We start from the raw sequence: 23,919 nt of genomic DNA on the forward strand, positions 1-23,919 counted from the left end.
TTAGCAAAACTTTTTAGCCGAGCAGAACCGGGAAACGCTCACGAAGCGCAAGAAGTAGCCCGTCGTCGAAGACCGAGGCCGTCGTACGAGTCGCGGCGTTACGCACCTCTTCGCATGCCTGCCCCATCGCGACGCCCTCACCGAGGCGGCCTGCCCAGCGCAGCATTTCGATGTCGTTGCGTCCGTCACCAGCCGCAAAAACGTTGCCCTGACTGACATCCATGCGCTCGCGCACGACCTCGAGCGCGCTCGCCTTGGTCACGCCTGCGGGCGCAATGTCCAGCCATGACGTCGTGCCAACGACGTAGGAGACGTGGGTGAGACCGAGCGATTCGACGGTCTCGAAGAACTTTTCCACGTTCGCGTTCGGCGACACGACAACGACGCGCGAGGCGTTGACGTGCAGCAGGTCTTCAAAGGCGACCTGCTTCTGCTCCGAGGGTAGTGTCCCCGCGGGGATCTGCTCGGTGTAGAGAAACCCGCCATCGGCGAGTTCGACCGCGTAGCGGGCGTTGAACAAGTGGGGGCGGATCCGCAACAGCGCATCAGTCGGATCAAACGCCTCGACGATCTCACGGCGGTACGCACGCGTCGCGAGTGGATCGCGCTTAAGCGTCACCGCACCGTTTGCCGCGATGACCCACTCTGCCGCGATGCCGAGACGCTCGACAATCGGCAGGGTGGCGTCCACCGAGCGCCCAGTCGCAACGACGACCAGGTGCCCGGCGTTATGGAGGGTGCGGATCGCCTCAAGCAGATCCTCTGAGATGTGACCCTCTGATGGGTTGTCATCTGCGCCAGGCATCTCGTGCCCGAGGACGGTGCCGTCGAGGTCGAGCGCAATGAGGTGTCGTTCGTCTGAGCGAAGCGATGCCGCCAAAGATTCCTCCTACTTGGTGTCTCCCGAGGTTGCTGCGCCTGCGGTGGGCTCGAGTACTTCGAGGCCACCGAGGTACGGGCGAAGCACCTCAGGAACAGTCACGCTGCCGTCAGCGCGCTGGTGAGTTTCAAGGATCGCTACGATCCAGCGAGTGGTCGCGAGCGTGCCGTTCAGGGTCGCGACGTGCGCGGTCTTGCCGGTCTCGGTGCGGTAGCGCGTCGAGAGGCGGCGTGCCTGGTAGCTGGTGCAGTTACTCGTCGAGGTGAGCTCGCGGAACGTGCCCTGGGTCGGAACCCATGCCTCAATGTCGAACTTCCGAGCCGCGCTCGAGCCGAGGTCGCCAGCGGCAACGTCGATGACCCGGTAGGTGAGGCCGAGCGCCTGCAGCATCTCCTCCTGCAACGCGACGAGGCGGTCGTGTTCCGTCTCTGCGTCCTTCGGATCGATGTAGACGAACATCTCCAGCTTGTTGAACTGGTGCACGCGCAGGATGCCGCGGGTGTCCTTGCCGTGCGAGCCAGCCTCGCTGCGGTAGCAGGTCGACCAGCCGGCGTAGCGGAGGGGGCCGCCCTCAAGATCAATGATCTCGTCTGCGTGGTAGCCAGCGAGCGCGACCTCGCTCGTGCCGGTCAGGTACAGGTCCTGGTTCGGCAGGTGGTAGACCTCGTCAGCGTGCTCACCGAGGAAGCCGGTGCCCTGCATGATCTCGGGCTTCACCAGCGTCGGAGTGATGAGCGGCGTGAAGCCGTGCGAGAGTGCACGGTCAAGCGCGAGGTTCATGAGCGCGATCTCGAGGCGAGCGCCCACACCGCGCAGGAAGTAGAAGCGAGCGCCCGACACCTTTGCGCCGCGCTGCATGTCGATCGCACCGAGCATCTCACCGAGCTCAAGGTGGTCACGGGGCTCGAAATCGAAGGTGGGAACCTCACCAACGGTGCGGAGCGTCACGAAGTTCTCTTCGCCGCCCTCGGGAACACCGTCGATCACGAGGTTCTCAATTGCCAGTGCCGCCTTCTCGAAGACCTCAGCGGCCTCCTTCGAGCGGGCATCAGCGGCCTTGACCTTGCCAGCGAATTCCTTCGCCTCGGCAGCAGCGGCAGGCTTGTCTTCCTTTGCTGCGGTCTTGACCTTGGCACTGACATCTTTCTGAGCAGCGCGGAGGCTCTCAAACTCTGCCAGTGCGGCGCGACGGGCAATATCTGCCTCGATGGCACGATCAACCACCGACTCGTCGTTGCCACGCGCTCGCTGGGAGCGCTTAACGGTCTCGGGATCGTTGCGGAGAAGTACGGGATCGATCACACCCCCAAGCTTAGAGCCTGCAGCCGGGCATCTGCTTGAAAGATGCACAACCTACTACTCTTATAGCCATGTCGAGCGAGCAGAACGAGCCCATCCCTCACGCAGCAGTGGTGTATCAGCCGTTCAAAACCGATGTCGACGCGTTGCGGATCGCCGTGTCGATCGCCGAGACCGACGCAGGCTGGGGTCCGACGCAGTGGTACGAGACCGCGAAGGAAGATGCGGGCACGAGCGCGGCCCAGCGCGCCATCAACGAGGGCGCCGCTGTTGTGCTTGGTGCGGGCGGCGACGGCACGATCCGCGCCCTGGCCGAGGGAATGCGTGGGACCGGGGTCCCGCTCACGATCGTTCCACAGGGCACCGGCAACCTCCTCGCGCGCAACCTGGGTGCGCCGCTTGATGACATACAGAATGTCGTGCGGGCGGCATTCCAGGGCGCGGATCGCCCCATCGATCTTGGTGTCCTCAACATCGTCCGGCCGGACGAGTCTGAGGAGGAACATGTCTTCCTCGTGCTTGCGGGCATGGGTCTCGACGCGCGAACCATCTCGGTGACGAATCCGAAGCTGAAGAAGAAGGTCGGCTGGCTCGCGTATGTGAGCGCCGGTCTGCGCACCATGGTCAAGGAGAAGCCGCTCGAGGTGCATTACTCACTCGATCAGGGTGCGGTGAAGTCGCTTCGCGTATTCACGGTGATGATCGGTAACTGCGGCCTGTTGCCAGGCGGCGTACACCTCATTCCCGACGCAAAGCTCGACGACGGCCTGCTCGATGTCATCGTGTTGAAGCCGCTCGGCCCGTTCAGCTGGTTGAGCATCTGGCGCAAGATCGGCCTCGAAAACGGCGTGCTCTCGAAGAGCCGCTTCGGTCGCCGCTTCATCGACCTCGGCCGTGGCCGTCGTGCGGTGACGTATTCGTTGGCGCGGAAGTACGCGCTGTCGGTTCCGCACCCCGAGCCGGTACAGCTTGACGGTGATGACTTCGGTCTGGCCGTGCAGGTGAGCGGATCGGTTGACCCGCGCTCACTCGTGCTGCGTGTTGATCCCGAGTGGGTGCCCGAGGGCTAGGTTACGGAACCGAATCAAGCTAAGCACGAAGCCGCATCGACAGCGCTTCTAAGTCGTGCGTCTGCTCAGAGGACGACGACCCGTCATGAGTGGAAGAACAAGTACTGCAATTATTCACAGGAACAACTGAGAACTCCTCGATGTGGGTGTAGGCCAAGCCAGCTTTAAACACACGCGGCCAAGAATCAGAATTCCCAGCAGGTTCGAGGTCAGCAGCTCCGTCAAGGTTTTCCAGCGCTCTCGCCAGTAGTTCTCGCGCCAGCAGGACATGCGAAGGAAGATGGCCGAAGGCTTCCCGAGTAAATCCCATATTGAGCTTCCTTGTTGTCTCAATGAAATCGTCGGTTTGAGTCAATGCTTTGTGCTGCCACTGTCTTGTATGGAAACACCAGAAGCATCCATCAGTGCCCACCGTGCGAAGGGGACCGACTCGGAGATGCCTCGCTTCGAGCACAATTGCGCAGTAGGCCCGTCGCGAAGGCACACATGTTTCATTAATAAAACGCTCAGCGTCCAGAATCGAGACTCCACTAATCGGCACAATCACACTCTCCCGGCGCCAGGTCTCCGGGAACCAGATTTGTTCCCACAAATGAACCTCGACATTGAAACTGTCTTTGAGAAGCTCTGCCACTTCTTCGCCGAAACGGTCTCGCACGAAAACATCAATTCTCATTTTCACAAGCGAACTCCTATGCAAATGGCTGAGGGTACGGGTTAATTTCCTCATATGGACGTTTCCCGAAACCCATACGATCCGGCGCATCGTAGAGGCGTTCATGAGCAAGGAAGCGTGCGGAATGAACGAATGACAGCGGCATCAACTGCGGGACAATAGCCTTCACAACATGTATTCCGGCCGCCTTCGCTTCCCTCGTTGTAATGTCTGCGACCACAACCTCCATTTCGGCTTGCGCCAGACGAGAGAGCACAAATCTCAATTTCTCAATCGCAGAAGGAAACTCGTACACGGGTAGATCGTTGAGACGTACCTTCTCCACATCTCTTGTTTCACTCAGAAGGAAATCAAAGACATGAGCTTTCGACTCATGACCCATGTAGAGCGCTCCGTCGTACACCGTTGTAAACTCATCAGGTTTTTGGGGTGGAGTTTGGTTCCCGCTCAGGCCTAGTTGCGAAGCAGCTAATTCCCGAAAGATCTTTAGGATCGATGTACGAGGATTTAGATTCGCATCGCACATCACCACCGTTCGCAGAGACTTACTCCGCTCATTTACTTCGACGCAATACACCGTAGGAATTCCTAGATTGGTTGTGGCATCAAAAAAGTGAAGCATTCTGCCTCGTTCACGCGCCTTGTTCAGCGACCGTTCAATTTCTCTGTCCTGCCCCTCTAAGTCAATCTCCGGAAGCGTAAGACGTTGCAACCAAACCAACGAAATTGCGTCTCGTTCCACCACCTCGAGAATCCCGTTTAGGACTGCGGCTTCCAAAGTCGAATGCGCTGCAGCTCCCGTAGAGATAGGCAATGTGAAGCATTCATCTGGGGTAAGAGGCGGGACGTTCAGCCAAACCAGCACCGCTGGCACCCAAGTTGACACGCCTTTTGTGAACGACCAGGCCTTTGCCCACCGGATTGTTGAGTCGGACTCGTAAGAACGAACTGGGCAGAACACGGATGCCATTTCGTTGGGCGTGCAGGTAGGAAGCGTTGCCATATCTAGAACATGACCATCCAGCTCATTAGCGGTAGCCCAACGCAAGCCAATCGGAACTGCACAATTTGCATGCCTTTCAATTGCTTCCACCGTCGCTATTCCCCTGGCAAGTTCTGAATCGAGCCCGCCTCCAGAACCACCAACATCCAATGACCTCGTGTTGGAAACAAAGCCGCGCACATTTGTTGTCCCGGCCCCGAGATCACCGAGACTTGCACCAAACACTTGATATGGATAGCCAGTTGGAGAAATTCGGTCAACGCTAGCAACGAGTCCTCCTTGCGCTGACACGATCTTGAGTACACGCTCAAAGTCGGTTTGGGTCAAAGGTCTCAACGCTCTCGATCGTCCCAAACGAATAGCCGAGCTGAAAGCATGGCTGCGCAGATCGCAGTTCCACCCATTAGCCCCCAATACAAAGCGAACTGGCCCGGATTCAAAGCCTCGCTTGTCAAATCGGCCGAGGCAACTCTCGTGTACCAAGTCGTTGGCAAAGCATTCATGGCCCACGTCAACCAGATCGGCAGCAATTGCGGCGGAAGAACCTGACCTGACGCCAAAATCGCAGTCACGGGGAGTATCGCGGCTACATTATTCACAGTTTCTGCTCGCCGTGACCGCGCCGCAACCAAATATGCAAGCGCAAAAAACACGGTCAGCCCTAACGTCATTGACAGTAGGAGCCGTGGCAGCTGAGTCCCCTGTGCATAGCCAGCAATGGCGGCCACGCCGAAGATGGTTCCAATGACGACCAAGCCATAGATCAGGCGAATCGGAGTTTGGGCCAGAATAAAGGTCAGCTTGCTCACTGGCGTTGTCCCGAGCAGCCTAAGCGAACCGTTCTCACGCATTCGAGTAAGCGGGACAGAAGTTCCCATAAATGCGATTGCCATCAGCCCAAGCGCTGACAGCGCAGGCAGATTAGTGCGGAGAAGGTCTATATATGGGTCGCCTAGGTCATCCTGCACTGTGAGTTTCTCAGCTGGAACACCAATGCTCTCAATCACAGCGATGATTGGAATCCATATCGGTTTTTCTACGCTACTCAGCAAGATAGTCATGTTGCCCTGTGCTTCTTGCACCGTGACATTGGCTCGGCCGAGGTCTTGCGCTATTTCAATTCCTGCAGCGCGAAACGCGGTCTCAAGTTCAACAGCGCTAGGTACGGTTTCTCCAATGGCGACAACAGGGTCCACCCGTTTGCTCACATTGATCGTGTAGTTCAAGCCAAGTATTAACAACAAGAAGAACACAAACATGAACAGTATTGAGAACGAACCTTTTTTGTCTCGATAAAGATCCTTTGCGCTCGCAGTAGCGAGCTCAACAAATGCTGAGCGCGGCGCATAAGCGTTTTTAACCATGGTCTTCCTTAGCGTTGTCGCCCGCAGGTAGGTCTTGAACTATCGAAAGGTAAAAATCTTCAAGGCTTGGAGTTTCAATTCGAAATTTCCTTCCCCGAACCTGACTGTCACGAACCAAGCTCTGAAGAAGACCGTCCGGGTCTGCGGACTCAACCTGTACGCTCCAGCTTTCTCCGACATTCTTAGCGCTCACTGAATTCGCGCCAAAGAGCTCGTACACCTTTGTAAGCGCCTGCCTCGTGGCAACTTCAAAAAGCAATTTAGAATGCGTTTTTGCGCTTTCGATGAGACTTTTTGGTGAACCATCCGCTTTGATCTGTCCGTTCACCAGGATCACGACACGATCGCATGCTTGCGCAGCCTCACTCATGTCATGAGTAGACACAAGCACTGTCGTACCTGATTCGCCAAGCTCCTTAATGAGAGCAACAAGCTGTAGCTTCGCTTCTGGGTCAAGGCCGGCAGAAGGCTCGTCCAAGATCACCAGTTTGGGTTTACCGATGATGGCTACGCCAAAGAGCAGTCGACGCCGCTGCCCTCCTGACAAGTTTTCTACTCGGGAGTCTTCCTGGGCGTTTAATCCAATTTTCGCGATCATTTCAAACACATCACAAGGATCTGCATGAAATGAAGCATGAAGCCGGAGCGTTTCACGTACCGTGAGTGCTCCAAATACATTTGCCGTTTGCGGCTGGATGGAGACTAGCCTTGTCATTAATCGGCGTTCTTCGGAAGGGTTTAGCCCCAACACCTTCACTGACCCTTCAGTGACCTTCCGAAGTCCCGCAACGATTTCCAAAAGCGTAGATTTGCCTGCACCGTTCGGGCCGAGTACCCCCACCACTGTCTCCTGTTCGATACTGCATTGCAAGCGGTTGAGGACAGTCCGGTCTCCGTAAGTCTTGACTAGAGACTCGAGCACGACAGCTGGCGCTATATCTGTCGCAGACATAATGGTTGTCATGCCAACTCCTCACATTTTCGGACGCGTTTAGGCATTCGGGTCATGCCAGTTGGACCAATAGAGAAACCCAACTGACTCTGACTTCAACGTAGGTATTACAGAGTCTCGGCAGCAATCGGTTGGTGCGCGTTGTTCTCTCATTGCCGAAAACTGACGATAGAGGCAACCAGCTCACTGATTGGTTCTTACAGGTGTAAGGTCGACGGCCGCTATGACGAGATGTGTACGTGTTTCGCGACAGAGCGCTGCATAAATCGATTTGCCATTGAATTTTCGGGGCCCAGAAATTAGCTTCTAAAAACGGTCATCGCTTCCACCTAATTGATGTCCGGATCATCTGCGGCGTTGATGCTAATTCAATGCTTCGGCGAATAGTTTAAGGAGTCAAATCATGACTGAAAATGAGTTGGTATCGGTTGAAGAGCTGTCTATCGAAGATCTCCCCAACACCGTGTCTCCCGGGGTTAGCAGTGCGGGTACGTTCTCCACATTCTCATGCGCCACAGGCTCAGCTGCAACAGGAAGCTGCCTGAGTACCTGGCGGGCATGATTCAATATCTTTCGCGAAGGCCCCGATAGACCGACTTCGACTTGCAATCTTGCCCAATGAAATGGATCGAGGTGCCTTTTCTTCAACTGAAGACCGGTATTGAGATCATTGTTGGTGCTGAAGGACGTCTCTACATAGAGGTGCCAGGCGAAACCTATCTTTCCCTGAGCAAGCCCAGTATCGGCCTTTTGGAGATACTTAAAGACGGTGTCAGCGGTCAAGAACTCTTTAACCGTTTTGGCGTGTTAGAGGTAAGTAGCGAGGGAAAGAGACTCGCAGATCTACTTGAGATTCTGCAAGACTATTCGTTGCTCAACCTTTCCCCTAATGATGAACGTCTGCGAAGGCGTCAAAAGGTCCATACCACTCTAGGGCTTGATTTCTTCAAGCGGATTCCCATCCGTAATGCACATTTTCTCGCGCGATTTGGGCAATCCGCTTCCGATGTCCCGCGCGTCTATTTGTGGGTCTGCATTTGTGTTTTGGCCGTTGCCACTTTCTTCGCTTGCGCAAACGTCTCACCGCCAGCTGCTCCGCCGCAAGTTCAGCAGCTCCTAGTAATCGCCCCCTTGCTACTACTCCAATTGGCAATTCATGAAGCATTCCACGCATTCGCCATGGGGTACTTCGGACTCCCTGTGACAGACGTAGGCATTGGCCTGATGTTCTACGTCATACCAACAGGGTACGTAGATCGGTCGGCAGCGGTCCTCCTCCCTTCCAGAGCAGATAGAGCGCTAGTTTCTGCGGCCGGGCCGGCAGTGGATCTCGTGGCACTGACTGTGGTTGGAGCCACGAGGGAGTTCAGTAATGAACCATGGGTCGCCCTTTGGACTTGGCTTCAGATATTCCAGTTAGGAGCATTGGCAGTGAACCTCAACCCACTTTCACGCAGCGATGGGTATTACATGTTAGAAGCCTTGACAGGCCATACAAACCTCAGAACGCACGCGCTAAGACTCATCTTCCATGACATAACTAGAATTCCTCCGCCAAATTATCTAGTTGGTGTCAGTAAACAGCGACATTTCGCGTACTACCTCTACGTCGTTTCAATTCTGCTCTACGCCGCCTTCAGCTTCACTCTCGTTATCACGGCGGTGTTATATGCCAGCGGCTAAGCCTGCACTAGGTCCCACCGTCATGAGGAAAGCCTCGTTGCCGCTGAACGCCTTGGACTTCGTCCAAGCCGAAACAGTCCAATCCCTTGATGATGTAGCTGCAGCAGAGGAGTCCCTCTTGGCGTCCAGCTCGACTTTGTCCTCTCGGATATTCTCGGTTGTCCCAGGGAGCAACCCTCAAGTTCGTCGTGAGTTGCTCTCTCTCCGCCGCAAGACAAAGAGTCGTTTCAGCCCCTCCACCAGTGAGATCGAAACTGCCACACGCACGGGCCTGCGATCGGTCCTTGAGAGTTTCTTGCGCGACCTTAATAGATGGAATGCGTCTACTGAAGCTCTATCGCGTGCAATCAGGAAAGATGAGCAAGAGGTCCGGTCGTCGCTTATCCGCTCGTTAAGGTCTTCATCCGTAAGCGACGCATTGGCTGTCACCTCCGACAGTTTCGCATGCAAATTACAATTCGCGCCGCTCCGCCCAGGGCAGAGTTCTACTCGCTCAGCGATCAACTACGTAGTTCGCGCAACCTTGAAACCCACACCGCTTTCAAGCTTCGCCCACGCTTCATACCCAGGTGCAAAGCTTGGAAAGCGGACCCAACTTGCGCCGCACGTAGACACAGCGTTGATTTCTGCTCTTGTAGAACGATTCGGTGCATCTTTATGCCCAGCTTTGTCCGTCATACGTCACAAGAAACTGAATTCTCAGCTCTTTGGACTCACGGAATCAGTATCCGCACAATCCTCGCTAATCACAACCAGCCTCAAGAACATCACCTGTCATGAAGCGGAGGTCATGTCATACGTATCCAATCAGGCGGCAAGCGATATGCTCAGCGATTTCAGAATTAGAAGGCTCTTCGAAGCGGGTCTCCTCAGAACCAGTTTCAAACAGCTAACAGGTCATTTGACTCATTTAGACAAAAATACTCGGGCGGATGTAGAAGAGATCATTCGCATGAGAAATATAGTGCACGTGACCGCAAGGAAGCTTTCCACCTTCACCGGCTTTCGGAAGAAAGCTGAGCTTTCTTTGATACGGAATCAGATTGGTTCACTCTTCCAAAAACTAGCGTTCCCAGCACCACGTGGCCCGTTTATTCACGAATCAAGCGTCATCGAATGGCGCCCCTCGAAGTCCGGGAAAGATTCAGCGGTCGCTACAAGCCTTGTAGCGGTCGCGAAGGAGCTGGGAAAACAAGTCTTTCTCTCCAGTGCATACGAGCTTCTGGCTAAACGGCTGCAAGGCTACGGCGGGCGATTGAATCTAGAGGCTTTCCTCTGGGCGACTTTGGCTGACCAAACCTTCATGCGCCAGTTACACCAAGCATGGGCATCGAACAGCGTTGGGCGCCCGATGCATCAAGTGCAAATTAGCGGCAGCGTGCCCTCACCCGCAGCAATCCTCAGTTACCAGCATTCGAGTAGCAGCAACGTACTCATCCTGAACAATGTTTTCCCAGCCGACTACGGTCTACTTGCGAGGTATTACATCGACTCTGACAAAGCCAACAGGGATGCGCTTTCAAAAGCTCGCACGGAACTAACCGCATTCTCAGAACAGCAATTCTCAACAGGCGTGACCGTGTTGTCATTTCTTCCAATTGCGAATTCTTCGCCGCTTCACGCCTCTATGCCAACGCCTTCGAATTGTTTCACTTTATGCTCTTCCACTCATGAGAATGGCCAGTTGACCGCCAGTGACCTGTTCATACACTGGGATGCATTCTCAAACACCATCCAGCTGTCCAGATCCGACCATTCAAAAATCGGAATCTCTTATTGGGGTGTAACGCCGCAATGGACGCATGACGACCTAACAAGGGTTCTGCTCAGCATTGCTAACCCTTGGGCGAACTACCACCCTGCCGCGCTTAGGGGGAACCCTCTCATCCGCACAACCCAGTCGATGGGAGTTCATGGTTCTTCACACCCGCGTCAGACTCTCGGAAACATTGTGCTTCGTAGACGCTCATGGACATTGAATCTCTCAGATTTTCCAGACCTCGGAGGTCACGAAACAAACGTAAGCCAGCTTCTAGCCGTAGAAAAATGGCGCGTTCGCCATCAGCTACCCACCGAAGCCTTCGTCTATCTGCCTACGAAGAGTCTGTCCGATCTTGGCCAGCACAAACCATTTTGGGTCTCGCTGCGGTCTCTTTACTCAATCCATCACTTCTGTCAGATGGTTCGCAATGTTTCAGACGTCTGGTTTGAAGAGGTCTTGCCAGAAAGAGGGAAAGGATCTACACGTTATACGGAAGAACGACTCACTCTGATTCAAATTGCTAGGGCGGAGACCAATTGAGCTGGCTCTTCCTAAAGATCTACCCTGCGTCCCCTTCAGAGTTGTCTTCACTATTAGGAGTTCTAGGTCCCCTAGTCCTGGCCCACATTAGAAATCCAAATCTACAGATCACGAGATGGTTTTTCTTACGGTACGCGGACTTCGACGGGGTTCATCTACGGTTCCGGTTCAGTTCTTCAGATTTAAGAAGCCTTGATAACTTGTATCGCCTACTCAAATCTGATTGCGCCAGGCTAGGCGCGTCAGCCCAATCAGACGTGTATGAGCGAGAAGTCTCTAAGTGGAGTTCGACATACATAGATTCCGCTGAAAAGGCGTTCCAGAGCACAAGCATGGCCGTATTGCAGCTACTTTCTATGCCTAAAGCAGAATCTCTCCGGCAAAAACAACTCATGTTGCGCGCCTACTTCGAAGCGACAAAGTTCGCTTGGTCACCTACCAACGAGATCTGGCAAGGCTTCTGCCAAACCCATCAAGAGTGGTGGGGCGCACGCAATCCTCTTCCTGTTGTTGGGAAAACGCCAGCATTCTTCTCGCAGCAAGCGGCAACGTCCTGGATTCCGCACGCTGTGATGCTCTCACAATTAGAAGATGTCCTCCCCAGACCACCGAGTTACTACTTCCATCATCATCTCCACCTCATTGCAAACCGGCTAGGGCTAATTCCAATTGAAGAGGCTGCCGTCGCTTTCTCCGCAAGACACAGAACTCCCAAGGAGGGAGCCAAATGAATTCAGTACCGTCCGCTGCGGTCTCATCGCAAGAAGACCCGCAAATGCAGTTACCGACTTTCCCAGCAATTTGCCCCGGGTTGCCGACGACCTGTGTGGACAATACGCTGGTAGTTGACGGCTTGCTCTCACGACGTTCCATCAGTGGAGAGATCATCCGCTCTTTAGGTTCCAAGGTCTTCAGTGTGTTAGACGGCGCCACACACATCGCGGAGCTCCCGAAGCTACTCAATCTGAGCGCTGCCTCGTGTCACGAATTCCTCTTCCAGCTTTTCACTGCGGGTTTACTCCTCGACGGCGAACTCGGGGAGTGGGAAAGCGACCCACTGCTGAGCTTTCTACACCGAGCCACCGATCAAACGCGGAAGAACAGTTCTGGAACAATTGGCCTTTCGAACCTCACAAACGCAAAGATCGCGATCCTCAGCCAAGATCCCACGCTCAAAGCAACGCTCGAGAACAGGCTAGTTTCTGGCTATGGGGTGTCGATCGTCCACAATTGGGTCGCTGTCACTCGCGTTGATCTACTGGTGATGCTCCTCACCAATAGTTCGGCTAAGGACTCGAATTGGAATGATGCCATTCGCGACGCACATGAACAAGGGATTCCGATCCTCCCGGTGCATTTCGGTAATAGTGAGGCGTTGATCGGACCGTCATCGTCGTTTGACTATGGTCCTTGCCCAATGTGCGGCGGACACACATGGGACTATTCATTTCCTAGTGAAAAGTACCAGCCCCTCCTACTCGGGCTGGTCGAGCAGCAAATCTCACTTCTGGTCGCCGGCGTTGGAGCCGCGCAAAGTGAAAACAACGGAATTCATATTCACGGTTCACCGTTCAAGACTGATGCCGTCGTTGCCGTTCCGGAGCCCGGGTGCACCATCTGCCAAGTTGCTCCTTCCACAGCGAGCAACCCTATTTGGAGCTATATTTTCGAGTCGAGCGTTGCTATTCCACCAGCTCGTGCCCGACGCCCGCGGGGGCATCAAAAGCACTATGAGCCGAGTAACGCTTTACTCCAAGTGGAGCAGCGAACCCCTGTCCATGGCTCCCCCGAAGTACTGCTTCCTCATCATTTGATTCGAGATGTGCATCTTTTCAAAGGTCTAAACGTGGACTCTCTTGCGATCCTCTTGGAATACTCGTTCGGGATCAATCGAACTCGGTCGTCAGCCGAGAACGCTATCCGCAGATGGGCTCCAAGCGGCGGGAATCTTGGCTCGCCCCAGGCATATCTCCGAGTTGCAGGCTTTCAAGATTTGCCTAATGGAAGGTACTTCTATAACGCTCTGAACCATTCTCTTGTCCCGATCATGGACACCAACAGTTGCGGCTCAACTGAGCTAGAGATCCTCATATCGGGAGAAATTTCCAGGACCTGGAAAAAATACGGAAACTTCGGCTATCGAATAGTGCATTTCGATACAGGTATCGCAATTAGCCATCTCACAACGATCGCTAGCGCTTTCGGGCTTGCCGTGAAGAACGCCCAGGCATGGGAAGATCAGCATCTTGCTGACGAGTACGCACTCGATAGGAACTCTCAGGTTGTTACTGCACAGATGGACTTCAGAGAGGACCCCAAAGAATGAAGACATCGCTAGACCTATATCTGGGGCTCTCTGCTTCAGTTGAAGCTGCTTCCTTGGAAATCGTAGATCTACTTCAGCGCCAGCCCTCAACCGATGCTGCCGGTAATAGCGCGTCCGGCTTTCAACTAAGTGCTCTGCAAAGCCGTCGAGCAGTCAAACGTTTCACCACTAGTACGATAAAGCAGAGCCTGCTCACGACCATTTCGCAACGGGTCCAACAGCTCGACCAAAACCTATGGCCCCGACAGGCAATAGAAGTTCCACTTCAAAGCTTTGTGATTGCGCGGAACGTTGAAAATGCAAGTCCGGGAATCTATAAGATCGATGTATCAGGACTCGAATTGGCAACAGAGCACCGTAGCATTGACGTCCAAGAGTTCGTGTTGCAGCCGGAATTTGCAAGTGCTGCCGCGATTGTATTCCTCATTGGCTCTTTAAAGTCCGCGCACGAACTAGACGGAGATCATGGCTACCGGCTGTTGCTTGAGCGGTCTGGGGCTGCTGCGGAGGTTGCGTGGATGTCCGCGGTCGAAAACGGCGTTTCTGGCTCAATATTTGCGGGTTTAGTTCCGTCTACACTCAAACAGCTACTGGGTGTTGACGGATTCAAACGCGTCCAAACTATCGCGATCGCGATCGGCTACCCAACAGAGGAACGCTCCGCAGCGACGTAAACAATGTGTTGATTCTACGCGCGTGACCCGTCGACGACGTCGCTCAGCCAGTCGCGAGCCTCGCGGAACGAGTCATCGCTGTGCCCTGCGGCGTATGACGCCGACAGGCGGTCTGCGCGCGGGTACGAGCCGAGGAATACGACTCGGGGGCTGAAACGCTTCACGCCGAGGATCGCGTCTGCGACGCGCTCGTCCTTCACGTGGCCCTCTGCGTCGATGACGAAGCGGTAGCGGCCCATGCGGTCGCCGATGGGGCGTGAGGCGAGCAGGGTGAGGTTGATGCCGCGGGTCGCGAACTGCTCGAGCAGCAGCAGCAGGGCACCCGACTTGTCTTCGGGCAGCTCGACGATGAGCGAGGTTTTGTCGGTGCCGGTCGGCTCTGCGACAGGCAGCACGCTGCTGACGAGCACAAAGCGGGTCTGCGCGTCGGGGTTCTCAGCGAGACCAGACGCGAGCACCTCAACGTCGTAATGGTCTTCGATGCCGGGCGGTGCGATCGCCGCGTCAATATCGGCGTTCGATTCAAAGAGGTCGACAACCGCCTGCACGTTCGAGGGCGCGGGGATGTGCTGGTGTGCAGGCACGTGCTCATCGAGCCATGCGCGGCACTGCCCGTAGGCGACGGGGTGGCCGCTCACGACGCGCACGTCTTCGAGCTTCGTGCCGGGTCGCACGACGAGCACGAAGTTCACCGAGACGAGGTACTCGCCGATGATGCGCAGGCCCGGGATGGTTGCGAGCGCGTCTTGTGCAACGGTGACGCCACCGTCGATCGAATTCTCGATCGCGATCATCGCTGCGTCGCTCTCGCCGCTCACGACGTCTTGCAGTGCCTCACCGAGGTTGGCGACCGGGTTCCAGTTCTGGCCGACCGCTTCTGGCACCTGCTTGAGGGCAGCCTCGGTAAACGTGCCGGCCGGACCGAGGTACGAGTAACGACGGAGGGGCACAGCGTTGTTCGAGGACATGCTCACCAGCTTATTCCCCCAGCACGCGACCCACGAGTGCCTGCGCCGCCTGCTGCACCTCAGCGAGGTGTTCCGCGCCGCGGAACGACTCTGCATAAATCTTCATGACGTCTTCGGTACCCGACGGCCGCGCGGCAAACCAGGCGTGCTCGGTCTGCACCTTCAAACCACCAATACCCGCGCCGTTGCCCGGCGCTTCGGTGAGCACAGCGACAATCGGGTCCCCCGCGAGCTCGGTGGCGGTGACGTCGTCGGCACTCAGAGCGGCGAGCTTCGCCTTCTGCGCAGGCGTCGCCGCAGCGTCGATGCGAGCGTAGGCGGGAGCACCGAAGCGCGTTTCAAGCGCCGCGTAATGCTCTGACGGCGACTTGCCAGACACCGCAAGAATCTCGGCCGCGAGCAGCGCGAGCAGGATCCCGTCCTTGTCAGTGCTCCAGGGGGTGCCGTCGAAGCGTAGGAACGATGCGCCAGCGCTCTCTTCGCCACCGAAGACGACCGTACCGTCTGACAGCCCAGGAACGAACCACTTGAAGCCGACGGGTACCTCGAGCAGCTGACGCTCGTGTGCCGCGACGACGCGGTCGATCATCGCAGACGACACCAGGGTCTTACCGATGCCGGCGGCGGTCGACCACTCGGGACGGTGCCCAAGCAGGTAGTCAATCGAGACTGCGAGGAAGTGGTTCGGGTTCATGAGGCCAGCGTCACGGGTCACAATGCCGTGGCGATCGGCGTCAGCGTCGTTACCGGTCACGATTGCGTAGTCGTTGCGGAACGCCTCCACCGTCGACATGACGTGCGCCGACGAGGGATCCATACGAATCTTGCCGTCCCAGTCGAGGTGCAGGAAAGCCCACTGCGGGTCAACGCCTGGGCCAAGCACGGTGAGGTTCAGGTCGTACCGTTCAGCAATCGCGCCCCAGTATGCCTGGCTCGCGCCGCCGAGCGGGTGCGCGGCAATCGCAATGCCAGCATCGCGGATCGCAGCCATGTTGATCGCCTCGCCGAGGCTCTCGACGTACGCGCCGAGGTAGTCGTAGGTCGACACCGCGTCAGCGTCGCCGCGCGTGATGTCAGTGCCTGCTTCGAGGAGTTCATTCGCTCGCCCCGCGATCCACCCGGTGGCGTCGGTGTCTGCCGGGCCGCCGTGGGGCGGGTTGTATTTGAAGCCACCGTCAGCTGGCGGGTTGTGGCTGGGCGTCACGACAATGCCGTCAGCGCGCGCGGGATCGTCGGCCGCGAGGTCGCGGTTGTGGGTGAGGATCGCGTGGCTGAGCGCCGGGGTCGGGACGAACGTCGCGTCCCCCTCGCCAGCGGGAACAATCACGTGCACACCAGCAGCGACGAGCACCTCGCGCGCGGTCGTCTCGGCGACCGCCGAGAGGGCGTGCGTGTCAGCTCCGATGTAGAGCGGACCGGTGATGCCCTGCTCAGCGCGATACTCGGCAATCGCGAGGCTGATCGCCGCGATGTGCGCCTCATTGAACGACGCCTTCAGCGCCGAGCCGCGGTGGCCAGAGGTGCCAAACGCGACGCGCTGCGTCGCCACAGCGGGGTCGGGCACCACATCAAAGTACGCAGCTCGCAGCGCCTCAACGTCGATGAGGTCTTCTGCGATGGGCGCTTCGCCAGCTCGTGCATGCATGGCTTAAGTCTGCCAGCCGCCGCTGACATCACGGTTCAGACGACTCGGCGAGGCGAACACAGGCCTGAACGCGTCCGTGTTTGCCAACCGTTCACCTTTCCGGCGTAATGTAAACACTATGAACACGCAGGCATCGCACCGCGAGAACATCGAATGCTGGCTGACCGACATGGATGGCGTGCTCGTCCATGAACAGGCCGCAATTCCCGGCGCCGCAGAGCTCCTTCAGCACTGGCGCGACACTGAGCAGCCCTACCTGGTGCTCACCAACAACTCAATCTTCACCGCGCGCGACCTCTCCGCTCGCCTCGCAGCTTCGGGCATCGATGTCCCGGAAGACCGCATCTGGACGAGCGCGCTCGCGACCGCAGCGTTCCTCAAGCAGCAGAAGCCAGGCGGATCCGCCTTCGTCATCGGCGAGGCAGGCATCTTGACTGCGCTGCACGACGCGGGCTACATCATGACGGAAACTGATCCGGACTTCGTGGTGGTCGGCGAGACCCGCAACTACTCGTTTGATGCGATCACGAAGGCGATCCGCCTCATCAATAACGGCGCACGGTTCATCGCAACCAACCCAGATGCGACCGGGCCGAGCCCCGAGGGCCCGCTGCCCGCGACGGGCGCAATAACTGCACTCATCACCAAAGCAACCGGCAAGGAGCCCTACATCGTGGGCAAGCCGAACCCGATGATGTTCCGATCCGCGCTCAATAAGATTGGCGCGCACTCACACAACACCGCGATGATCGGCGACCGGATGGACACCGATATCGTCGCGGGCATGGAGGCCGGACTCCACACGGTCTTGGTGATGACCGGCATCTCGGATCCCGCGGAGATTGAGAAGTTCCCGTTCCGCCCTGATGAGGTGCTGAATTCGGTGGCGGATCTCCTAGTCCGCTGAATACACCCGGTAGTCGAGGGACTCAGCGAGTGCAACCAACCGGTCGTAGCTCTCGGCCGGGACGATAAAGAGGTGGTAGCTGTCGCTCTCGGTATCGAGGATGGCGAGCGCGAATCCTGACATCTCGCAGAGGTTCGAGATCGCGCTCAGCGCGGTCATCGTGTCGTCAGCGGTGCCCGTCTCTTCAATTGCGATCTCGGCGGTGGTGAGGGGGTAGCCGAGCTTCTCGAGCGCAGCATCAAGCTGCGCAGTGATCTCTTCTGGCGCCTCTTTCCAGTCGATGTATGCACCGTACTCGAACGGGGTCTCGTACCCGACGAGCCAGTACGCAAAGATGTCACGGATCTCCTCGGATCCGAGCTCCTCGTCTGCTTCGTAGCCGAAGTCAGCCAGCCACTCGCGGTGCTGCGCACTGAACGCCGCGGGGTCGGTCGCGAGCAGAGTGATGTCTGTGGCGACCTTGGCGTCACCGTTTGAGATGATCGCCGCCATTTCGATAAGCGGCGAATAGTCGATGGGTGCAGCCGCAGACGGTGATGCCCCGGCCGCCTGAGGCTCCTGTGCAATTCCAGGCTTTTGCTTCTTGAAGAGGTCGAAGAATCCCATGCGTTCACCCTATGCGGGAGGATGACGCTTAGCCAGACGCAAAACACGGGGCTCGTGCGGGATGCACGGGCCCCGTGTTCAGACGGGTACTGCGTCAGTCGCGGCGAGCGCTACTTACTTGCTGAGGCGACGTGCGCGACGCATGGTCAACACGCTCGCGCCGCCGAGCAGCATGGTCGCTGCGAGTGCGATGAGCCAGCTGTTCTCAGCCCCACCGGTGTTCGCGAGTGCGGGCGCATTAGTGGCCGCCACGACCGTTGCGGGCCGCTTGTTCACGATCCCGACGGGCGTGCTCTGGAAGTCGTCCGTGCCGTCCATCGGGGTGCAGGGACCCTCGTGATCGCCGGGCACCTCGGTGTCAGGATCGATCGGGGTCGAGGGCAGCTCGGGTTCTTCCGGAATCTCTACATCAGGGTTTTCGCCACCGGGATTAATGTCAGAGCGGCACTTCTCAATGAAGGTGGTCAGCCGCACTGCGTCACGTTCGACCTTTGTGTTCAGCAGCGTGACAACGTAGTCACCGTCGACAACTGACGAGAAGGCAATGCCTTCCGCTGTGGCGGAGGCGACAAACGTGTCGTGCTCCTGTTCGGTGCCCTCGTGCGAAACGGTGTACCGGTACTCGTGGCCGATCTGCAGGTTCGAGAAGTTGATCATGATGCGGCCGGACAGGGTTCCATCGGTGCACGCACCGGGATCTGCGGTGAGTACGGGCGGGGTGTACTCCTCGAATTCATCATCAATCTCGGCGAACGTGCAACCGTTGAAGGTGACCTGCGCGGTGAGAACCTCGTTGGCAGAGTCAGCGGGCGTGAGCGTCAGCGTGAAATCGCCAGGCTCAGTCGAGTGCAGGGTGAATCCAACCGCGTCGCCGCCACCGATGATTGCGCCGTTCGCCGCGACGTTCACGGCGTCGCCGGCAGCGTCAGCTGCGGTCAACGTGTAGGTTTCACCGCGCACAAGACCATTGGCGGTCAGCGACCCGGTGCTGCCAGCAACGAGTGCAGTTTCGACGGTCGTGCCGTCAGGAAGCTCCAGCGCAACGCACTCCTGGTTGAGCACGATCGAGGTGAGTGCGGGCTGAATCGGGGTTGCACATACGGGTACCGAAACCGCGGCAGAACTCGATGCGCCATCAACGGTGACCTGCACCGTGTATGAGCCAGCGCCCGGGACTGGAACCGTCATGTCGCCATTCTCAGTCACGGCGACAGTGTCGACCTCACCAGCAGCGTTGCTCACAACAACGGTGCCAGCAGCACCTGCAGCAATGTTGCCAACAGTCACTCGCAGCGAAGCCTCACGGTCAGCAGCAGCGGTCAAGCAATCAGCGTCAGCAACAACCGACACGGTCGGAACGGGCTTCACTGGGGTCGCGCACTGCGCGATCTCGACAGCGCTCGACGCGATGAAGCTGCCGGCAGTGATCGTGACCGTGTAGGTGCCAGCGCCGGGAACGAGCACGGTCGAGTCACCGTTGCGCACATCACTGAGCGTTGCGGTGAAACCGTTCGGCCCGCTGACCGACAGGTTGGTGACGCGTCCCTCAGGCACCTGTGACAGTGTTGCGGTGATCTTCGCCTGGCGCGCACCGTTGGCTGCGAGGCAGTCTGCGTTGCCGAGTACGGTCAGCTCGGGGTTCACCACGGGGATGCCGGGCTCGATGACCGACGCACACACAGCGACCACGATCGAGGTCGTCGACACGGTCTTGCCAGCAACGATCAGCTGCGCTGAGTACGTGCCAGCACCGGGAACCTCGACGGTGATCTCACCGTCTCGCAAGCCGGTCACGGTCTTGCTGAACGTGTTCGGCCCGGTCACAGTGAGCTGTGCAGCGGGGCCGCCGGTGATCTCGCTGAGCGTTACGCGGATCGTTGCCTGACGGCTCGAAATCGGTGCGGTGCAGTCTGCGTCGGCTGCATAGCTAGCCTTCGGGGCGAGCACGACAGGCGGCTCTGCCTTGCCGTCGCACTTTGCACCGAATACTGCCTGGCCCTTTGCATCCCAGTTCAGGCCTGCAAAGCTCACCGGCTTCTTCTTGTAGGTACCGGAGAACGGCGGAATGATGTCTTTCCCGTGGAAACCGTGACCGTTCTTCGCAATGGAACCGTCCTTGGTATCCAAGAACGAATTGATGCTGACCTCGTTCAAGACGTACGGGTTCTTGGCGCTCGACGTCGCGTGGCAGAGCGAGATCTTCTTGATCTCGCCGTCATTACCGCTGTTGCCGTTGTTCCCGCCGAAGGTAGCTGGCGACGACGCGGGGGTGTCGACCGAGCGCGACACTGCGCGCGCAGCGGGAGCGTCTGCCGCCGGCGTCTGCGCCGCGGCCTGATCTGTTTCGGAAGCCGCGGGAGCCGCGATGTCAGCATCCGTTGCTGCCTCAGCGGCTTCCTCCACCGCGGGCTCCGCCACGAGAGCCGCAACCGCGGATTCCTCAGCTGCGGGAGCCGCAGCCGGAGCTTCCTCGGTCGCAGGCGCCTCGGCTGGCGCAGTCTCAACGATCTGCTCCGCGGTCGTCGCAGCGATGTCGTCGAGCGCGTATGCGCTCACGGTCCCCGGACCGACGATGAGCGCCGCTGCTGCCACGATCGCTATGGCACCCTTGCGGAGTGACCGCAGTGCGCCCTTCTGGCTGTTATCCCCCTTGGATACGGCCTTACCCATACACATTCCCCTTGAACACGGCCACGCCAGATGCCGCGGTCAATTTCGGGCATCAGCGCATGAAATTGGCCAATCGTAGGATTGAGATTAGGTCGGGCACACAGGCCTTCACATCGGGAAAATTTACGTATCTTTCAGAAAAAATACCTGTTTAGTCTGCAAATCCGCGCCGTTCGCGCGCTGCCCACGCCCCGAGCTCGTCTCGGTTGGTGACACCGAGCTTCGTGAACACTCGCGCAAGGTGCGTTTCGACGGTGCGCGCAGAGATGTGCAGGCGATCCGCGATGAACTTACTGGAGTATCCAAGTGCCGCAAGCGACATCACTTCGCGCTCTCGCACGGTGAGTTCGACGGTTGCGGGCGCCGGCGGCGGGAGGTGCACGCCGAGGCCAGCGAGCATCCGTTCCTCGGTTTCGCCCATTTGTCCCCGAGCATTTGGGTGCGGATCAGCAAAGCTCTTCATATGTGCAATGACTGCGTGCGCTTTTGGCGATTGAATATGCACGGCAAGCCAGGTTGCGCGGTCGAGATCAGCGATAGTCACCTGGCCGCGTGCGCACACCGCAACGTGCAGTGCGTGCAGCTCGATCTCGTGCAGGTTTTCGCCGCGCGCCCAATCGAGCGTTTTCCTTGCCTGTTGTTCGAGGTCTGGCATGTGCAGCCACTGCTTGGTGCGCAGCGTCAGCAGTTGGACGAAGCCGTCCAACGCGCGGCTGATGCCGCGTGACTGCACCGAGGCACCCTGGAGCGATTGCAACGCGAGCGCACGATCGCCAAGTGCAGCCGCAGCAAGGGCGCGGATCGCATACGCCAACGGCAGCATGCCGTAGCTGTCGTAGGTGCTGAGGCCGTTGAGCAGCCGTTCCGCTGCGCCGGATGCGACGCTCCAATCTCCCTCTTCAATCGCGATCAGCGCGTTGCCCGCTTCCAGCACGACTGGCGTCTCACCTGGCGCACGCCCTTCGAACTCAACGATGGCTTCATGCGCTGCAACAAGATCGCCGCTGTAGATCAGGCCGAACATCCAGGCACACGAAATCAGCAGCGACGTCTCTGGCTCACTTGCTGGCCCAAAGGAGTGCAGGTTTCGCACGACGGAAATTTCGGCAAGGGCCTGGCCAGGCTTGCCCATCTGCGTGAGAATCATTGCGCGGATCGCGCTGCCGAGCGCCCCCGACCACATGTCGTCGTGACTCGCGAGGTAGTCGTCTGGCAGGACGATGTCGACCGCTTCGGACAGCCGTCCGATCCAGGCCAGCACCAGCGTGCGCACGCTGCGCAGATAGCCGTCAAGTTCGGGGCTGTACCCACCGTGGCTTGCATCGAGCGCATCGAGTTCTGCAAGGATGTCCTCTTCCGGACGCCCCTCTGTCACGTGCCAGAGCAGGAGCTCCACGCGAATATGTGCGAGTGAAACGACCGGGATTTCGTCGAGATTCTCTGCCCGCGCCAATACTCCAGCTGCGCCCGAAATCGCCCGTTCAAGGCCGACCTCATCGCCCTCGTACCGCGCGATACTCACGGCCACGTCGGCGCTCATGACAATCTGCGCTGGCGTCGCTTCTGGGCTTGCGATGACATGCTGCGCGAGCCTGAATCTCATGCTCGTATCGTCGCTTCGCTTCAGATACTCAAACGCAGCCCAGATCCATGCAAACGGAAGCTCTTTACCGGCTGAGATCCCGAGCAGCACCAAACGCAACAGCCGGTCCGGTTGATACAACGGATCAAGATGCGCCAAATCATCTCGCACCGCTGCGAATGCGCGGTCGAAAATCTCGTGCCGGGTGTTCGGCAGAATTGTCTGCCGAATCGACTCCCCCATCATCGGGTGTCCGATGATCAGCTCAGTATCGATACGCGACTGACGGCGTGAGATGACGAAATCTCGTTCCATGAGCGTACGCAGTGCGCGCGCATCGAGCGCACGCAGAATCGCAGGTTCGGAGACAGGCTCCAGCAGTGCAATCTCCTGGAGCACGTCCCATTCCGTTGGGTCGCAAATTCCTTCGATAGCTTCGGCGAGTTCACGGGGCGCGGATCCGTCAAACGACGTCGTCCAAGCCCCGTCCCGCGAGCGACGAATGCGTCCTTTCCCTTCGGCTTCAAGGGCGAGCATCGAGAGCAGGTAGGTGTTACCCCGAGCTGTTGTGTGCCATCGGCGCAGGGTCGAAGGCACAATGTTGCGCACGCCGAGGAGACCCGAAAGGAGACGATCCGCCTCCGAGAGGGTCAGTGGCTTGATCGCGATCCGCACGAGCTTGGTGTTCGTTGTCCACTGACTCAGGGCGCCGGTCACGCGTGCGGCAGAACCAATCACCGAGATGCCGGGCATGCTGTGCAGGAACATGAGCGTCGCGAGGTCGCGCGGGCGGTACATGTCAACGTTTGGCGCGATGAACAGAATGCGGTCGCGGTGTTCCGCCGCGGCCTGTTCCTTGAGCGCAGCACCAACCGTCTCGGCGCGATAGGACGGGTCTTCGCCCTCGATCGCGTGGTCAGGGAACGCCGTACCGAACACCGACATGAGTCCCCCGCGCGGAGGCGTCGGCAGCTTCACGACGAGCGTCGGATTTTCCTCGCGAGACGCCACAATGTCAGCAGCTTCTTCTGCGAGCACGGTCCTGCCGCTTCCGGCTTCTCCCACCAGCACCACAAAGGTATTGGGGTCGTTCAGCTCATCAAGCAGTCGACCCAGACGCTCCGGTGCGACCTCTGCCGCACCCACCAAACGACTTGAACCCAGTACGGCCTCGTGTGTGCCGTAGGGATAATCCGAGCGCATTCCGCACCCTCCAAACGCAATACTTCCTGAGAATAAGCGTTACACGCATATTCTTCCCCGGAAAGAAGATAATTCACATTTGTCGCCAAAGCACTCATAAGTTGGCATT

The 23,919-nt window shown here is 58.0% G+C and carries 19 protein-coding genes; 8 read left to right on the forward strand and 11 right to left on the reverse strand.

Annotated elements, in window-relative coordinates; all coding sequences use genetic code 11:
- Positions 1–13: 13 nt before the first annotated feature.
- Both ICM05_RS05390 and serS read right to left on the reverse strand, forming a co-directional pair.
- Positions 14–880 (reverse strand): HAD family hydrolase, encoded by an 867-nt coding sequence (locus ICM05_RS05390; protein WP_188023566.1) that lies wholly within the window; start codon positions 878–880, stop codon positions 14–16.
- 9 nt (positions 881–889) lie between these two features.
- Positions 890–2,182 carry a serine--tRNA ligase gene (serS, locus tag ICM05_RS05395; RefSeq protein WP_188023567.1) on the reverse strand — a complete coding sequence of 431 codons (1,293 nt, stop codon included), beginning with the start codon at positions 2,180–2,182 and terminating at the stop codon, positions 890–892.
- 68 nt (positions 2,183–2,250) lie between these two features.
- Here serS and ICM05_RS05400 point away from each other — a divergent pair, with 68 nt between their 5' ends.
- Positions 2,251–3,249 (forward strand): diacylglycerol kinase family protein, encoded by a 999-nt coding sequence (locus ICM05_RS05400; protein ID WP_188023568.1) that lies wholly within the window; start codon positions 2,251–2,253, stop codon positions 3,247–3,249.
- Between the two features lie 19 nt (positions 3,250–3,268).
- Here the strand turns inward: ICM05_RS05400 and ICM05_RS05405 are convergent, their stop codons facing one another.
- The 4 genes from ICM05_RS05405 to ICM05_RS05420 are packed head-to-tail and all read right to left on the reverse strand — an operon-like array spanning position 3,269 to position 7,256.
- Positions 3,269–3,925 (reverse strand): hypothetical protein, encoded by a 657-nt coding sequence (locus tag ICM05_RS05405; RefSeq protein WP_188023569.1) that lies wholly within the window; start codon positions 3,923–3,925, stop codon positions 3,269–3,271.
- Positions 3,926–3,941: 16 nt separating this feature from the next.
- Entirely contained in the window at positions 3,942–5,255 is a 1,314-nt protein-coding gene (locus ICM05_RS05410) for a YcaO-like family protein (protein ID WP_188023570.1), read from the reverse strand.
- Between the two features lie 5 nt (positions 5,256–5,260).
- Positions 5,261–6,292 carry an ABC transporter permease gene (locus tag ICM05_RS05415; protein WP_188023571.1) on the reverse strand — a complete coding sequence of 344 codons (1,032 nt, stop codon included), beginning with the start codon at positions 6,290–6,292 and terminating at the stop codon, positions 5,261–5,263.
- Entirely contained in the window at positions 6,285–7,256 is a 972-nt protein-coding gene (locus ICM05_RS05420; RefSeq protein WP_188023572.1) for an ABC transporter ATP-binding protein, read from the reverse strand. Before ICM05_RS05420 ends, ICM05_RS05415 begins: the two co-directional genes overlap by 8 nt.
- 391 nt (positions 7,257–7,647) lie before the next feature.
- Between ICM05_RS05420 and ICM05_RS12930 the strand changes: the two genes are divergently transcribed.
- The 6 genes from ICM05_RS12930 (at position 7,648) to ICM05_RS05450 (ending at position 14,229) form a co-directional block, all read left to right on the forward strand.
- Positions 7,648–7,806 carry a thiocillin family RiPP gene (locus tag ICM05_RS12930; RefSeq protein WP_188023573.1) on the forward strand — a complete coding sequence of 53 codons (159 nt, stop codon included), beginning with the start codon at positions 7,648–7,650 and terminating at the stop codon, positions 7,804–7,806.
- A gap of 56 nt (positions 7,807–7,862) precedes the next feature.
- Positions 7,863–8,927, forward strand: a complete 1,065-nt coding sequence (locus ICM05_RS05430) for a hypothetical protein (RefSeq protein ID WP_188023574.1) — start codon at positions 7,863–7,865, stop codon at positions 8,925–8,927.
- A gap of 790 nt (positions 8,928–9,717) precedes the next feature.
- A complete protein-coding gene (locus ICM05_RS05435) occupies positions 9,718–11,229 on the forward strand; it encodes a hypothetical protein (protein ID WP_188023575.1) in 1,512 nt (503 codons plus the stop codon).
- Positions 11,226–11,960 (forward strand): thiopeptide-type bacteriocin biosynthesis protein, encoded by a 735-nt coding sequence (locus ICM05_RS05440; RefSeq protein WP_188023576.1) that lies wholly within the window; start codon positions 11,226–11,228, stop codon positions 11,958–11,960. The genes ICM05_RS05435 and ICM05_RS05440 overlap by 4 nt, the downstream gene beginning before the upstream one ends.
- The gene (locus ICM05_RS05445) at positions 11,957–13,555 is read left to right on the forward strand and encodes a hypothetical protein (RefSeq protein WP_188023577.1); all 1,599 of its coding nucleotides are present in this window, start codon (positions 11,957–11,959) and stop codon (positions 13,553–13,555) included. Before ICM05_RS05440 ends, ICM05_RS05445 begins: the two co-directional genes overlap by 4 nt.
- Complete coding sequence (locus ICM05_RS05450) at positions 13,552–14,229, forward strand: nitroreductase family protein (RefSeq protein ID WP_188023578.1); 678 nt, start codon at positions 13,552–13,554, stop codon at positions 14,227–14,229. The genes ICM05_RS05445 and ICM05_RS05450 overlap by 4 nt, the downstream gene beginning before the upstream one ends.
- 14 nt (positions 14,230–14,243) lie before the next feature.
- On the opposite strand, the gene pheA is transcribed toward ICM05_RS05450, so the two are convergent.
- Both pheA and pgm read right to left on the reverse strand, forming a co-directional pair.
- Positions 14,244–15,197: a prephenate dehydratase gene (gene pheA / locus ICM05_RS05455; protein WP_188023579.1), complete on the reverse strand. Its 954-nt coding sequence runs from the start codon at positions 15,195–15,197 to the stop codon at positions 14,244–14,246.
- Between the two features lie 10 nt (positions 15,198–15,207).
- On the reverse strand, positions 15,208–16,842 hold the full coding sequence (gene pgm / locus ICM05_RS05460; protein WP_188023580.1) for a phosphoglucomutase (alpha-D-glucose-1,6-bisphosphate-dependent): 1,635 nt from the start codon (positions 16,840–16,842) through the stop codon (positions 15,208–15,210).
- Between the two features lie 118 nt (positions 16,843–16,960).
- Between pgm and ICM05_RS05465 the strand changes: the two genes are divergently transcribed.
- The gene (locus ICM05_RS05465) at positions 16,961–17,749 is read left to right on the forward strand and encodes an HAD-IIA family hydrolase (protein WP_188023581.1); all 789 of its coding nucleotides are present in this window, start codon (positions 16,961–16,963) and stop codon (positions 17,747–17,749) included.
- Here ICM05_RS05465 and ICM05_RS05470 read toward each other — a convergent pair.
- The 3 genes from ICM05_RS05470 to ICM05_RS05480 all read right to left on the reverse strand — a co-directional run bounded on the left by ICM05_RS05470 (position 17,738) and on the right by ICM05_RS05480 (position 23,810).
- Complete coding sequence (locus ICM05_RS05470; RefSeq protein ID WP_188023582.1) at positions 17,738–18,355, reverse strand: DUF6630 family protein; 618 nt, start codon at positions 18,353–18,355, stop codon at positions 17,738–17,740. The genes ICM05_RS05465 and ICM05_RS05470 overlap by 12 nt on opposite strands.
- Positions 18,356–18,469: 114 nt before the next feature.
- A complete protein-coding gene (locus ICM05_RS05475; RefSeq protein ID WP_188023583.1) occupies positions 18,470–21,025 on the reverse strand; it encodes an LPXTG cell wall anchor domain-containing protein in 2,556 nt (851 codons plus the stop codon).
- Between the two features lie 151 nt (positions 21,026–21,176).
- Positions 21,177–23,810 (reverse strand): helix-turn-helix transcriptional regulator, encoded by a 2,634-nt coding sequence (locus ICM05_RS05480; protein WP_188023584.1) that lies wholly within the window; start codon positions 23,808–23,810, stop codon positions 21,177–21,179.
- Positions 23,811–23,919 lie beyond the last annotated feature (109 nt).

This window comes from Leucobacter sp. cx-42 (assembly GCF_014529985.1).
GTDB lineage: Bacteria > Actinomycetota > Actinomycetes > Actinomycetales > Microbacteriaceae > Leucobacter.

Bases quoted from the DNA above. Each gene is read 5' to 3' on its own strand.
- ICM05_RS05445 (WP_188023577.1), top strand. From the start codon at position 11,957: ATGAATTCAGTACCGTCCGCTGCGGTCTCATCGCAAGAAGACCCGCAA.
- ICM05_RS05470 (WP_188023582.1), bottom strand. From the start codon at position 18,355: ATGGGATTCTTCGACCTCTTCAAGAAGCAAAAGCCTGGAATTGCACAG.
- ICM05_RS05475 (WP_188023583.1), bottom strand. From the start codon at position 21,025: ATGGGTAAGGCCGTATCCAAGGGGGATAACAGCCAGAAGGGCGCACTG.
- pheA (WP_188023579.1), bottom strand. From the start codon at position 15,197: ATGTCCTCGAACAACGCTGTGCCCCTCCGTCGTTACTCGTACCTCGGT.
- ICM05_RS05450 (WP_188023578.1), top strand. From the start codon at position 13,552: ATGAAGACATCGCTAGACCTATATCTGGGGCTCTCTGCTTCAGTTGAA.
- ICM05_RS05430 (WP_188023574.1), top strand. From the start codon at position 7,863: ATGAAATGGATCGAGGTGCCTTTTCTTCAACTGAAGACCGGTATTGAG.
- ICM05_RS05435 (WP_188023575.1), top strand. From the start codon at position 9,718: ATGTCATACGTATCCAATCAGGCGGCAAGCGATATGCTCAGCGATTTC.
- ICM05_RS05480 (WP_188023584.1), bottom strand. From the start codon at position 23,810: ATGCGCTCGGATTATCCCTACGGCACACACGAGGCCGTACTGGGTTCA.
- ICM05_RS05400 (WP_188023568.1), top strand. From the start codon at position 2,251: ATGTCGAGCGAGCAGAACGAGCCCATCCCTCACGCAGCAGTGGTGTAT.
- pgm (WP_188023580.1), bottom strand. From the start codon at position 16,842: ATGCATGCACGAGCTGGCGAAGCGCCCATCGCAGAAGACCTCATCGAC.
- ICM05_RS05465 (WP_188023581.1), top strand. From the start codon at position 16,961: ATGAACACGCAGGCATCGCACCGCGAGAACATCGAATGCTGGCTGACC.
- ICM05_RS05405 (WP_188023569.1), bottom strand. From the start codon at position 3,925: ATGAGAATTGATGTTTTCGTGCGAGACCGTTTCGGCGAAGAAGTGGCA.
- ICM05_RS05420 (WP_188023572.1), bottom strand. From the start codon at position 7,256: ATGACAACCATTATGTCTGCGACAGATATAGCGCCAGCTGTCGTGCTC.
- ICM05_RS05415 (WP_188023571.1), bottom strand. From the start codon at position 6,292: ATGGTTAAAAACGCTTATGCGCCGCGCTCAGCATTTGTTGAGCTCGCT.
- ICM05_RS12930 (WP_188023573.1), top strand. From the start codon at position 7,648: ATGACTGAAAATGAGTTGGTATCGGTTGAAGAGCTGTCTATCGAAGAT.